General features: G+C 67.1%; 12 protein-coding genes. 6 read left to right on the plus strand and 6 right to left on the minus strand.

The window, feature by feature from the left end; translation table 11 throughout:
- The 4 genes from B3547_RS13625 to hutI form a co-directional block, all read right to left on the minus strand.
- The coding region (locus tag B3547_RS13625; RefSeq protein WP_292964180.1) for a hypothetical protein at positions 1 to 160 on the minus strand (160 nt) is incomplete at its 3' end.
- Positions 157 to 978, minus strand: coding sequence for an N-formylglutamate deformylase (hutG, locus tag B3547_RS13630; protein WP_292963993.1), 822 nt, complete (start codon positions 976 to 978; stop codon positions 157 to 159). The genes B3547_RS13625 and hutG, both read right to left, overlap by 4 nt.
- Positions 975 to 2,507 (minus strand): histidine ammonia-lyase, encoded by a 1,533-nt coding sequence (hutH, locus tag B3547_RS13635; protein ID WP_292963995.1) that lies wholly within the window; start codon positions 2,505 to 2,507, stop codon positions 975 to 977. The genes hutG and hutH overlap by 4 nt, the downstream gene beginning before the upstream one ends.
- Positions 2,504 to 3,709, minus strand: coding sequence for an imidazolonepropionase (gene hutI / locus B3547_RS13640; RefSeq protein ID WP_292963997.1), 1,206 nt, complete (start codon positions 3,707 to 3,709; stop codon positions 2,504 to 2,506). The genes hutH and hutI overlap by 4 nt, the downstream gene beginning before the upstream one ends.
- A gap of 90 nt (positions 3,710 to 3,799) precedes the next feature.
- Between hutI and B3547_RS13645 the strand changes: the two genes are divergently transcribed.
- From B3547_RS13645 to B3547_RS13660, 4 genes are all read left to right on the plus strand, one after another.
- Positions 3,800 to 5,176 carry a formimidoylglutamate deiminase gene (locus tag B3547_RS13645; RefSeq protein WP_292963999.1) on the plus strand — a complete coding sequence of 459 codons (1,377 nt, stop codon included), beginning with the start codon at positions 3,800 to 3,802 and terminating at the stop codon, positions 5,174 to 5,176.
- Complete coding sequence (gene hutC, locus B3547_RS13650) at positions 5,173 to 5,910, plus strand: histidine utilization repressor (RefSeq protein WP_292964001.1); 738 nt, start codon at positions 5,173 to 5,175, stop codon at positions 5,908 to 5,910. The genes B3547_RS13645 and hutC overlap by 4 nt, the downstream gene beginning before the upstream one ends.
- Positions 5,911 to 6,008: 98 nt before the next feature.
- Positions 6,009 to 6,200: a hypothetical protein gene (locus tag B3547_RS13655; RefSeq protein WP_292964003.1), complete on the plus strand. Its 192-nt coding sequence runs from the start codon at positions 6,009 to 6,011 to the stop codon at positions 6,198 to 6,200.
- A 75-nt stretch (positions 6,201 to 6,275) separates the two neighbouring features.
- The gene (locus B3547_RS13660; RefSeq protein WP_292964005.1) at positions 6,276 to 7,880 is read left to right on the plus strand and encodes a fatty acid--CoA ligase; all 1,605 of its coding nucleotides are present in this window, start codon (positions 6,276 to 6,278) and stop codon (positions 7,878 to 7,880) included.
- A 49-nt stretch (positions 7,881 to 7,929) separates the two neighbouring features.
- Here the strand turns inward: B3547_RS13660 and B3547_RS13665 are convergent, their stop codons facing one another.
- Together B3547_RS13665 and B3547_RS13670 are read right to left on the minus strand one after the other, a co-directional pair.
- Complete coding sequence (locus B3547_RS13665) at positions 7,930 to 8,988, minus strand: 3-keto-5-aminohexanoate cleavage protein (RefSeq protein ID WP_124808768.1); 1,059 nt, start codon at positions 8,986 to 8,988, stop codon at positions 7,930 to 7,932.
- Between the two features lie 27 nt (positions 8,989 to 9,015).
- Positions 9,016 to 9,390 carry a carboxymuconolactone decarboxylase family protein gene (locus tag B3547_RS13670; RefSeq protein WP_292964007.1) on the minus strand — a complete coding sequence of 125 codons (375 nt, stop codon included), beginning with the start codon at positions 9,388 to 9,390 and terminating at the stop codon, positions 9,016 to 9,018.
- Between the two features lie 83 nt (positions 9,391 to 9,473).
- Between B3547_RS13670 and B3547_RS13675 the strand changes: the two genes are divergently transcribed.
- Both B3547_RS13675 and B3547_RS13680 read left to right on the plus strand, forming a co-directional pair.
- On the plus strand, positions 9,474 to 10,475 hold the full coding sequence (locus B3547_RS13675) for an AraC family transcriptional regulator (RefSeq protein ID WP_124808769.1): 1,002 nt from the start codon (positions 9,474 to 9,476) through the stop codon (positions 10,473 to 10,475).
- 78 nt (positions 10,476 to 10,553) lie between these two features.
- Entirely contained in the window at positions 10,554 to 11,792 is a 1,239-nt protein-coding gene (locus tag B3547_RS13680) for a CaiB/BaiF CoA transferase family protein (RefSeq protein ID WP_292964010.1), read from the plus strand.
- Positions 11,793 to 11,910 lie beyond the last annotated feature (118 nt).

Consider the following 11,910-nt stretch of genomic DNA (forward strand, 5'->3'; position numbering starts at 1 on the left):
CGATGCCGCCATAGACGACGAGTTCCTCTGGCCGTTCGGCCACATCGGGATGCAGGTTGTTCATCAGCATCCGCAGCGGGGCTTCGGTCAGCCAGCTTCGTGCGGAAAGTTCGGTGCCGGTGGCCGGGCGGATGACGCGGCTGTTGTCGATACGGGTCATGATTGTCCTCTCGCGAAATCGAGACATGCTTCGAGCATCGTGGTGAGCACCGAACGCAGCGCTTCGGCGCGTTCGGGCTGGTAGGGGGATGGCCAGTTGGCGTGATCCAGCGGCCCGGCGGGATCGTCCATGTAGCCCCGGCAGGCGAGTTCCATCTGCACGGCGTGGATGCCGTCGGCGGGGCGGCCATAGTGCCGCGTGGTCCAGCCGCCCTTGAAGCGGCCGTTGACGACGTGGTCGAACGGGGATGCGGCGGCGATGCCGGCGATCATTTCCGCCAGCGAGGGATCACAGGCCGCGTTGTCGAACGTGCCGATGTTGAACTGGGGCAGCGTGCCATCGAACAGGCGCGGCACGACCGAGCGGATCGCATGCGCGTCATAGAGCACGACCCGTGTGTGGACCTGCCGGAGACGCGCGATCTCGGTGGTTATCGCCGCGTGATAGGGGGCGAAATAGCATTCGCGCCGCCGGGCGATCTCCGCCGCGTCCGGTTCTGCGCCGGGAAGGTAGAGCGGTTCGCCATCGAACGTATCGACCGGGCAGAGCGCGGTGGTCGCCTTGCCGGGATAGAGCGATGCGCCCGAGGGATCGCGATTCACGTCGATCACGCTGCGCGAAATCGTGGTGCGGATCGTGGTCGCGCCCAGCGTGGTGGCGAAATCGTAGAGCCGGTCGATCCACCAGTCGGCATCCTTGCGCGCCAGCCACGGCGAACGGAACGCCGGCGCGACATCGTCCGGAATGTCCGTTCCGGTGTGGGGGAAGGCCACGACCAGCGGCGCATCGCCCCGGTGGATATGGAGCCAGCCGGTCATGCGATTCCCGGCAGGTCCGCGCCGGTCGCGGTGGCGAGCGCGCCCGAACGGACAAGGGCGTTGGCCGCTTCCATGTCGGGATGGAAATGGCGGTCGTCGTCCAGATGCGGCACGTGCGCGCGGATCAGGGCGCGGGCGGCTTCCAGCGCCGCGCTCGATGCCAGCGGGGCATGAAAATCGCACCCTTGCGCCGCGGCCAGCGCCTCGATCCCGATCACGGCGCTGGCGTTGCGCGCCATGCCCATCAGGCGGCGGGCGCCGTGCGCGGCCATCGAGACATGGTCTTCCTGGTTGGCCGAGGTGGGTATGGAATCGACGCTGGCGGGATAGGCGCGCTGCTTGTTCTCGCTGACCAGCGCGGCGGCGGTGACTTGCGGGATCATGAAGCCGGAATTGAGGCCGGGCCGGGGCGTGAGGAACGCGGGCAGCCCGGACAGCGCGGGATCGACCAGCATGGCGATGCGCCGTTCGGCCAGCGAGCCGATCTCGCAGATCGCCAGCGCGATCATGTCCGCGGCGAAGGCGACCGGTTCGGCGTGGAAATTGCCGCCCGAAAGCGCCTCGTCGGTCTCGGGGAAGATCAGCGGGTTGTCGGTGACGCCGTTGGCCTCGATCGCCAGCGTCGACGCGGCCTGTCGCAGCACGTCGAGCGCCGCGCCCATCACCTGCGGCTGGCAGCGCAGGCAATAGGGGTCCTGCACGCGGGGATCGCCGGTGAGGTGCGAGGCGCGGATCGCGGAGCCGGCCATCAGTCCGCGCAAGGCATCGCCCACCGCGATCTGGCCCGGCTGACGGCGCAGCAGGTGGATGCGCGGATCGAATGGCGCGTCCGATCCTCTGGCGGCCTCGGTCGAAAGCGCGCCGGTGACAAGCGCGGCCTGAAACAGCGTTTCCGCCGCGAACAGCCCGGCCAGCGCGTTGGCGGTCGAGAACTGCGTGCCATTGAGCAGGGCCAGCCCTTCCTTGGGGCCGAGCACGGCGGATTCCAGCCCGGCTTTCGCCAGCGCGGCGGCGGCGCTCATCCGTTCGCCCGCGAAGAATGCCTCGCCCACCCCGATCATCGCGGCGGCCATGTGCGACAAGGGGGCGAGATCGCCCGATGCGCCGACCGAGCCTTGCGCGGGCACGACCGGGGTTACACCGCGCAAGAGCATGGCTTCGAGCAGCGCCACCGTCACCGGCGCGATCCCCGACGCGCCTTGCGCCAGGCTGCCCAGCTTCAGCGCCATCATCAGGCGCACGACCGCGATGGGCGACGGTTCGCCGGTGCCGGCAGCATGGCTCAGCACGATATTGCGCTGAAGCGTGGCTAGATCGGCCGTGTCGATGCGCACGCTCGCCAGCTTTCCGAAGCCGGTGTTGATGCCATAGACCGGTTCGCCCCGGTCGAGAATGCGCTCGACCGCCGCCGCCCCCGCCGCGATCGCCGGGCCGGACGATGGCGCGAGAGATACCGGTGCGCCGGCGTGGACGCGCTTCCAGTCGGCCAGCGATACCGAGCCGGGGGTAAGGACGAGTGCGGGGTTCATTTCCCTCTCCAGATACGGGCATGGAGCGGGTTGAAGCCCATGCGATAGACAAGTTCGGCCGGGCTTTCGACGTCCCAGATCGCAAGGTCGCACCACCGGCCGGCTTCCAGCGTGCCGGTCTCGTGGCCAAGGCCCAGTGCCCGCGCTGCGTTGCGGGTCACGGCCGTCAGGCATTCCTCCACCGTCAGGCGGAACAGCGTGGCGGCCATGTTCATCGTCAGAAGCAGCGAGGTGAGCGGCGAGGTGCCGGGGTTGCAGTCGGTGGCGATGGCGATGGGCACGCCGGCCGCGCGGAGCTGGTCAATCGGCGGAAGGTGCGTCTCGCGCAGGAAATAGAACGCGCCGGGCAGCAGCACCGCCACGGTGCCGGCCTGCTTCATCGCCGCGATGCCGTCCGCGTCCAGTTGTTCGAGGTGATCGGCCGAGAGCGCGCCGTGGCGGGCTGCCAGCGCCGCGCCGCCAAGGTTCGACAACTGTTCGGCATGGAGCTTGACCGGCAGGCCCAGTTCCCGCGCGCGGGCGAATACGCGTTCGATCTGGGCGGGTGAAAAGGCGATGCCTTCGCAGAACCCATCGACCGCGTCGGCCAGCCCGGCAGCGGCCACGGCCGGCAGCATCCGGTCGCAGACGAGGTCGATATAGCCATCGGCATCGCCGTCGGATTCCGGCGGCACGGCGTGCGCGCCCAGGAAGGTTGTGCGGATCGTGACCGGGCGTTCGCGGCCCAGCGCGCGGGCGGCCCGCAACAGGCGGGCCTCGCTCTCGGGCGAAAGGCCGTAGCCCGACTTGATTTCCACCGTCGTCGCACCTTCCGCGATCAGCGCGTCGAGCCGGGGCAGGGCGCTGGCCACCAGGTCGGCCTCGCTCGATGCGCGCGTGGCGCGCATGGTGGAACGGATGCCGCCGCCGGCGCGCGCGATGTCCTCGTAACTGGCGCCGGCCAGTTTCATCTCGAACTCGCCGGCGCGGTTGCCGCCGTGGACGAGGTGGGTGTGGCAGTCGATCAGCCCGGGCGTGATCCAGCGTCCGGCGCAATCGATCGTGCGCGTGGCTTCGAAAGCGGGGGCGCTGCTCGCCGCGCCCGCGAACACGATGCGGCCTTCGTCCGCCGCAATCACTCCGTCATCGACCACGCCCAGTCCGGGCATGTGCGGGGCCAGCGTGCAGAGCCGGGCGTTTTGCCAGATCGTGTCGCAGCGCATCGCATTTCCCGTGAGTCGTTGTTCTTGGCAGCGCCTTCAATAATGTATAGACAAAATGAGCGCAAGGCGGAGTCGGCCATGGTGGACAGCATGATCGAAATGACGGAGGGGGCGACGGTTTGGCATCTGGCGCAGGCGCTGCTGCCGGATGGCTGGGCGCACGACGTGCGGATCGGGGTCGTGTCGGGGAAGATCGCTTCCATCGCAGCGGGGCAGCCTGTGCGGGCCGGCGACGTGCGGATCGGCATCGGCGTTCCGGCCGTGGGCAATCTGCACAGCCACGCGTTCCAGCGCGCCATGGCCGGGCTCACCGAAATCGGCGGGCACGAAGGCGACAGCTTCTGGAGCTGGCGCGATCTGATGTACCGCTTCGTCGGCGCGATCGGCCCCGATGCGATGGAGGCGATCGCCGCGCGCGCCTATATGGACATGCTGGAAGCGGGCTTCTGCCGGGTTGGCGAGTTCCATTACCTGCACCACGATCCCGAAGGGGGCGCCTATGCCGATCCCGGCGAAATGGCCGCGCGCCTTGCCGCTGCTGCTGCCGAAACGGGCATCGGGCTGACGCTGCTGCCCGTATTCTACGCGCACGGTGGTTTCGGGGGGCAGCCGGCCAGCGCGGCACAGCGCCGTTTCCTTGAGAGCCCGGACAGCTTCGCTCGGCTGACGGCGGCAAGCCGCGCCGCCCTTGCCGGCCTTCCCGATGCGGTGGTCGGCATCGCGCCGCATAGCCTGCGTGCGGTGAAACCCGATGAACTGGCGGAAATCCTGCCGCTGGCGGAGGATGGACCGGTCCATATCCATATCGCAGAACAGATGCGCGAGGTGGAGGATTGCCTGGCGTGGAGCGGTGCGCGGCCGGTGCGCTGGCTGCTGGACCATGCCCCGGTCGATCGCCGCTGGTGTCTTGTCCATGCCACGCATGTCGATGCCGGCGAGCTGGCGGACATGGCTCGGTCTGGCGCGGTCGCGGGGCTGTGCCCGATCACGGAAGCGAATCTGGGCGACGGCATTTTCCCGGCGCGCGCGTTCGTCGATGCCGGCGGCACCTTCGGGGTGGGATCGGATTCCAACGTCCGCATCGATCTGGGCGAGGAACTGCGGCTGCTGGAATATGGCCAGCGCCTCGTCGTGGGGGCGCGCAATGTGTTGGGCGAGCCGGGTCTTTCTACTGGACGAAGCCTGTGGCAGCGCGCGGTGGCCGGCGGTGCCCAGGCGCTGGGCGTACCCGGCGGCCTTGCGGTCGGCGCGTCAGCCGATCTCGTCGTACTGCGCGACGATGGCGATCTTGCCTTGGCGCGCAGCGGCGATGCGATGCTCGATACGTTCGTCTTTGCTGGCGGCCGGCGCGACATCGCCGATGTCTGGCGCGCGGGCGATCGCGTCGTGATCGATGGACGCCATCGCGATCATGCGGCTATCGAGGCGCGGTATCGGCGGGTGGTGAAAGGGCTGCTGGAGGCATGACGCGGGGAAAGGGTGCGGAAACGCTGTCGCTGAGCCAGCGCATCCGCGCCGATATCGAGGAAAAGATCATGTCCGGCGCGTGGCGGCCGGGCGATCGCATCCCCGTGGAGCATGAACTGGCCGCGCAATATGGCTGCGCGCGCATGACCGTGACGCGCGCTACCGAAGCGCTGGCCGAAGCGGGCCTGATCGTGCGGCGCAAGCGCGCCGGATCGTTCGTGGCGCAACCCCGCATCGAATCCGCCGTGCTGGGCATTCCCGACATTCCGGCGACGATCGCCGAGCGCGGCAAGGCCTACGATCTGCGCTTGCTGTCCGCGCGGCAGCGTGTGGCGGCGGCGGGGGGCGAGGAAGATCGCTTTGGCGGCAGCGGCGATGTGCTGGAAATCGATTGTCTCCATCTGGCGGATGGCATTCCGTTCGCATTCGAACACCGGCTGATCAGTCTGGCCGTCGTTCCTGCCGCGGCGGAAGCGGATTTCAGCAGGACCCCGCCGGGTACCTGGCTGCTGGCGCATGTGCCGTGGACCGAGGCGGAGCACCGCATCGGTGCGCGAGCCGCCGATGCGCGTGCCGCCGAACTGCTGAACATTGCCAAGGGCGCGCCCTGCCTGATGCTGGAGCGCCGGACATGGCGCGGCGATGCGCACGTCACCTGGGTAAGGCAGCTGTTTGCGGCCGACGCATTCGATCTGGTGGCGCGCTTCACGCCGAAAGGCGATGCAGCCGGATAACGCGGGGCTGGCCGTGATGGCGGCCGTGGCTACGGAACGTGCTTGGTGTCTCGCGCGGATCGCGCCATCATGGGGCCACGAATCCATGGAGAGGATGCGTGTTTCTAGATCTGGACAACTATTGGCCGCCGCAGGAGCCGATCAGGCCAGGGCCTGAGCGCCGGCCGACGCTGAGCAAGCGGCGCGAAAGGGTATTGCTGGGCGTGGTGGGGGTGAACCTGCTGTTCGTGCTGGCGGCGCCCATAGCCGGGATGACATTCATCGATGTCGTGCTCGCGCTTTTCAAATGAAGGACGTGGGTGCCTGAACGCACGCGGCAAGGCACGAAAGCCCCGCGAAATGCGGAGGCAGGGAGAGAACGGGATATGGCGCAGGCAGAGGCCCTGACGACGGCAGCATCGACGGCAGCATCGACGGCGGAACGGACCGCCGCGCTTTTCACCTTCGACGAATTCATTGCGTTCTGGGCGGAAGACAGGCCGGACCGCGCCGCGCTCGACGGCCCCGATGGCGTCGTCACCTACCGCGAACTGGATGAGGTGACGCGCCGCATCGTCAGCGGCCTGTTCGATATGGGGCTGGTGCCGGGCGATCGCATTGCATGGTTCGGCAAGAACAGCGCGTTGTATTTTTCGTTATTCTTCGCGGTGGCGCGGGCGGGCATCGTGATGGTCCCGGTCGGCTGGCGGCTCGCCGCGCCGGAGGCGGCGTGGATCGTGCAAAACGCGCAGGCGAAGGCGGTATTTCTGGGCGATGGCTTCGATGCGATGCGCGATACCTTCGCGGCCGTGGAGGGCGTCGCGCGGTGCATCACCGCCGGTGAAGCGCGCGCATGGATCGCCGCGGCGGAGCCCCGTCCCTTCCAGCCGGCCGGGCTTCATGATGCGGTCCTGCAACTCTACACCTCGGGCACGACAGGCAATCCCAAGGGCGCGGTGCTGTCCAACCACAACCTGTTCGGGTTGCGCAAGCAATCGCGCGGGCAGGAGCTTCCGCACAACGTGCTGGCCGAGGACGAGGCCATTCTCGTTGCCATGCCTTGCGCGCATATCGGCGGGACCGGGCTTGGCGTCATGGCGCTGGCGGCCGGCCTTCCCGCGATTATACTGGCGGAATTCGAGCCGCGCGCGGTGTTCGATGCGGTGGAACAGAAGGGCGTGACGCGCTTCTTCATCGTGCCGGCGGCTTTGCAGATGCTGCTCAATCACCCCGATTGCGCCAGCGTGGACTACAGCCGGTTGCGCTACATCATCTATGGCGCCTCGCCGATCCCGCTGGAGCTTCTGCGGCAGTGCATCGCGATGTTCGATGCGCAGTTCATCCAAGCCTATGGCATGACGGAGACCACCGGCACGATCTGCATGTTGCCGCCGGAGGATCATTCGGTGGACGGCAACCAGCGGATGCGATCGGCCGGCAAGCCGCTGCCGGGCGTGGAGGTGCGCGTGGTGGATGGCGAAGGCCGGGAAGTGCCGCAGGGCAGCATCGGCGAAATCCAGACCCGCTCATCGAACAACATGCTGGGCTACTGGAACCTGCCCGACGCGACGCGGTCGGCGGTCAGCGAGGACGGCTGGATCGCGACCGGCGACGCCGGCTACATCGACGCCGACGGCTATGTCTACATGCACGATCGCATCAAGGACATGATCATCTCGGGCGGCGAGAACGTCTATCCCGCGCAGGTCGAAAGCGCGATCTACGGGCATCCCGATGTGCTGGAAGTGGCAGTGATCGGCGTGCCCGACGAAACCTGGGGCGAAGCGGTGAAAGCGGTCTGCGCGCCCAAGCCGGGGCACGCGATCGACCCGGCGAGCGTGATCGCGTGGGCGCGCGAACGGCTGGCCGGCTTCAAGGTGCCCAAGAGCGTGGATGTGATCGCCGCGCTGCCGCGCAATCCATCGGGCAAGATCCTGCGCCGCCAGTTGCGCGAACCCTACTGGCAGGGGCGGGAGCGGCAGGTCAACTGACGACGCTTGCCGGGCGCCCTTCGACGCCCGGCAAGGCCCCCTCCAGCTCTCAGGCGTATTCCCACATCGGGTTGCCGCGCTGCCCCGTCCGGCGGTTCGGCGGCATGCCGAGCTTGCGCAGCGTTTCGTCGGCCGACTGGTACCAGCTGCCGATCTGGTAGATCCGCTTGGCGTCCGCCCCACCAGCAACATCGCGCCCGATTTCCTCGGAAATGCGCACCATCTGTTCGATCTGCTGCACCGAGGTCATCCGTTCGCCCTTGCGGCGCCAGATGTTGTCCTCGATCCCCACGCGGACATGGAGGCCCAGCGCGATCGCGATCGTGTTGAACGGGATCACGTTGCGCATGATCGATTCGATCGTCAGCACCGCGCCATCGGGCACGCGGCGGGCGAATTCGATCAGGTCGGCCGGGTGCGTGCCCGATGCACCGCCGCCGATGGCCACGTAGTTCAGGATCAGCGGCCCCATGTATTCGCCCTTGCGGATCAGCCGCTCCACGGTTTCGAACTGGGCGATGTGCGCCAGCATGAAATGCGGCTGGATCTGCGCGTCACGCAGGCGCTTGAGGTGCTCCAGATAGAACTTCGGCCCGGATTCGAGGTACATGTCGCGATAGGCGAGGGCATAGGCCGGGTTTTCCAGGATCGTGCCGTCGACATCGCCGTCCATCATCAATTCGGTAATGTTCATCTGCGTGGTGTTGATCGCGATCGTCACCTGATCCGGCTTGGGCGAAAGGTCCGCGAGCATGTGGCGCGTATCGTCGCTCAGCCACTTGGCTTCGGCGCCTTCGCCTTCGGGCGCGAAGGAGATCGATCCGCCCACCTGGATCAGCATGTCGGGACAGGCGGTGCGGATGCGGTCGACCATCTCGTTGAACATCGAGATGCGCTTCGATCCCTGGCCGTCGGCCTCGCGGCAATGGAGGTGCAGCACCGAGGCGCCGGCGTTGTAGCAGTCCACCGCCTTTTGCACCTGTTCCTGCATCGAGACGGGGATGTCTTCGGGAAAATCGCCCGGCAACCATTGCGGGCCATAGGGCGCGACCTGAATGACCAGCTTTTCCTGGTTTTCGGGCAGCAGGCTATCGTCGAGAAAATGCATGTCGGGCCTCCTTGAGCTGCGGCTGGCTTACGCGGGGACTGGCGCGAGGCGGCGCGCCTTCATTTCATCGGCAAGCATCGGGGCGCCCAGCGCCACCGAATGAATGCCCAGCACGGCCACGCATTGCAGCACGGCCATGATTTCCTCGGGCGAGGCGCCCAGATCGAGCGCCTTGGCGATGTGGCGGCGAACGCCCGGCGCGTACATGTGGGTGCAGGAGGCATCCACCGCGATCGCGATCAGTTCGTAGGTCTTGGGATCGAGCACGCCCCTGGCGATCGGATGCGTGCCCATCGCCATGAAGCGTTCGACCCATTCCGCATCGATGGCGGCGGCCTCGTCCCAGGCGGCATTCCATTGCCCCTGCGCGCGCATGGCGTCGCAAACCGGTGTCTGGCTCATCGCTCTCTCCCTCGTTCGTCGTTGTTCGGAATAGGCGGGACGGGGTGTTCAATCTTTCTGATTTGCGCTAGAATATTTTCAATATGAGCCATATCGCCCGCCTGACCGTTCGCGCCGCGGCCGTTACCGGCATGACCGCGCTTTGCCGCAGTTATGGCGTGGATGCGGGGCGCGTGTTGCGTGCGGCGGGATTGCCGGCGGACATCGAGGCACAGCCGGACCGGCGGGTGCCGGTAACGGCCGTGAACGAAGCGCTGGAGCGGGCTGCCGTGGCCTGCGGGCGCGATGATTTCGGGCTGCGCCTTTCCGAACTGCGCGGTTTTTCCAATCTCGGCCCGATCGGCCTGATCGCACGCGACGAACCCAGCGTGGGATCGGCGCTGGCCGCTATCGAGGCCTATTTGCCCCTGCATAACGATGCCTTGGCCGTAACGCGCGAACTCTTCGGCGATGTCGTCGTCCTGCGCTCCGCCATCCTCGTGCCCGGCCCGAAAGTGCAGGCGCGCGATATTGCCGTCGCGATGCAGCATCGCATTCTCAAGCAGCTTGCCGGACCCGCGTGGGAGGCGGAAGAGGTATGCCTGACCCGTTCACCGCCCGCCGATGTGTCCCGCTTCCGGCGCGTGCTGGGCCCGCACGTCCGCTTCAATGCCGAATTCGATGGCATCGTCGTCCGGTCCGATCTGCTGGAGCGGCCCAATCCCATGGCGGAGGAAGGACTGCGCTCCTACGCCAGCCGGCTTTTGCGGATCGGCGATCCGGGGCAACCCGAAGCGATGGCCGACCGGGTCCGCCGCGTCCTGTCCTTGCTCCTTTCGAGCGGCCGTTGCACGGCGGAGCATGTCGCCGCGCAACTGGGCGTGTCGCGACGGACGCTGACGCGCGCGCTGGAGATGGAAGGAACCCGTTTTCTTGCGCTGCTGGACGAAGCGCGGATCGACGTGGCGCGGCGGCAACTGGAGGCGAAGGCGCGAAGCCTTGCCGAGATCGCAGACCTCCTGGGCTTTTCCAGCGCATCGGCGTTCAGCACCTGGTTCCGGCATCATCATGGCATCACCCCGCGCGATTGGCGCAACCGGGCATGAATGGTTGCGCCAATGCGGCTTGAGTTTTGCCGTCGCGATCCCTAGCCCGATCCGGCAACGGGACAAGGAAGTCGGGGCGTGGAGGCAGGCAAGCAGCAAAGAGCGCTCGAAGGTGTCCGGGTACTCGATCTCTCCCGCGTGCTGGCCGGCCCCTGGTCCACGCAGATTCTGGCGGATCTGGGCGCGGACGTGCTCAAGGTCGAACTGCCCGGGAAGGGAGACGATACCCGTAGCTGGGGACCTCCCTTCCTGAAGCTGCCGGACGGTTCCGACGATCCACGCGAAAGCGCCTATTATCTCTGCGCCAACCGCAACAAGCGTTCGGCCGCGATCAACCTCGCTCATCCCGATGGCGCGGCGCTGATCCGGCGGCTGGCCGAGCGGGCGGACATCATGGTGGAGAACTTCAAGGTCGGCGGCCTGGCCAAGTATGGCCTCGATTACGACAGCATGCGCGCGATCAATCCCCGCCTTGTCTATTGCTCGATCACGGGCTTCGGCCAGACCGGCCCTTACGCCGATCGGCCGGGGTACGATTTCGTGGCGCAGGGCATGGGCGGTTTCATGTCGATCACCGGGGAAGAACACGGCGGACCGCTGCGCGCCGGGGTGGCCATGGCCGACATTTCCACGGGCATGTACGCCACCGTTTCCATGCTGGCCGCGCTGCGCCATGCCGAACGGACGGGCGAGGGCCAGCATATCGATATCTCGCTGCTCGATACGCAGATCGCCACGCTGGCCAACCAGGCGTCGAACTGGCTTGTCGGCGGCGTTAATCCCGGAAGGATGGGCAACCGCCACCCTACGGTCGTGCCCTACAAGACCTTCCGCGTGAAGGATGGTGAGATCATCATCGCGGTGGGCAACGACGGCCAGTTCCGCAGTTTCTGCGTGGAGATGGGTCGGCCCGAACTGGCGGACGATCCCCGCTTCGTCACCGGGTCGCAGCGGTTGATCAACCGCGACGCGATCGAGGGCATCTTCCAGGAAATCGTGGCCGATCTGGAAGGCGGACCGCTGGTGGAACGGCTGGTGGCCGTCAATGTGCCGGCGGGACCGGTGAACACCATCCGCGATATCTTTGCCGATCCGTTCATCGCCGCGCGCAAGACGGTGCACCGGTTCGTGCGCGAGGACGGCGTGGAGATCCCCGCCGTGGCCTTTCCGGCCAAGCTGTCCGCCACGCCGGCCGACTATCGCCATCGCCCGCCGCGCATCGGTGAAAACACGCGTGAATTGCTGCACGAATGGCTGGTGCTGGACGATGCGGAACTTGCCGCACTCGAAGCGGGTGGCGCGGTGGTGCAGCGATGATCCAGCCGTCGCCGCGTCCGGACGGCGGCGCGGCAGTAAGAATTTGATGATGAAGATATGCCAATAGCGAACCATGAAGGATTCGCCTGGCGGATGGGGGATGTGGTTGCGGCGCGCC

The sequence above is a fragment of the Novosphingobium sp. UBA1939 genome (assembly GCF_002336885.1).
Lineage (GTDB): Bacteria > Pseudomonadota > Alphaproteobacteria > Sphingomonadales > Sphingomonadaceae > Novosphingobium.

What these genes read in the sequence shown, in the direction of transcription:
- hutG (WP_292963993.1), bottom strand. Translation starts at nt 978, where the DNA reads ATGACCGGCTGGCTCCATATCCACCGGGGCGATGCGCCGCTGGTCGTG.
- hutH (WP_292963995.1), bottom strand. Translation starts at nt 2,507, where the DNA reads ATGAACCCCGCACTCGTCCTTACCCCCGGCTCGGTATCGCTGGCCGAC.
- hutI (WP_292963997.1), bottom strand. Translation starts at nt 3,709, where the DNA reads ATGCGCTGCGACACGATCTGGCAAAACGCCCGGCTCTGCACGCTGGCC.
- B3547_RS13645 (WP_292963999.1), top strand. Translation starts at nt 3,800, where the DNA reads ATGATCGAAATGACGGAGGGGGCGACGGTTTGGCATCTGGCGCAGGCG.
- hutC (WP_292964001.1), top strand. Translation starts at nt 5,173, where the DNA reads ATGACGCGGGGAAAGGGTGCGGAAACGCTGTCGCTGAGCCAGCGCATC.
- B3547_RS13660 (WP_292964005.1), top strand. Translation starts at nt 6,276, where the DNA reads ATGGCGCAGGCAGAGGCCCTGACGACGGCAGCATCGACGGCAGCATCG.
- B3547_RS13665 (WP_124808768.1), bottom strand. Translation starts at nt 8,988, where the DNA reads ATGCATTTTCTCGACGATAGCCTGCTGCCCGAAAACCAGGAAAAGCTG.
- B3547_RS13670 (WP_292964007.1), bottom strand. Translation starts at nt 9,390, where the DNA reads ATGAGCCAGACACCGGTTTGCGACGCCATGCGCGCGCAGGGGCAATGG.
- B3547_RS13675 (WP_124808769.1), top strand. Translation starts at nt 9,474, where the DNA reads ATGAGCCATATCGCCCGCCTGACCGTTCGCGCCGCGGCCGTTACCGGC.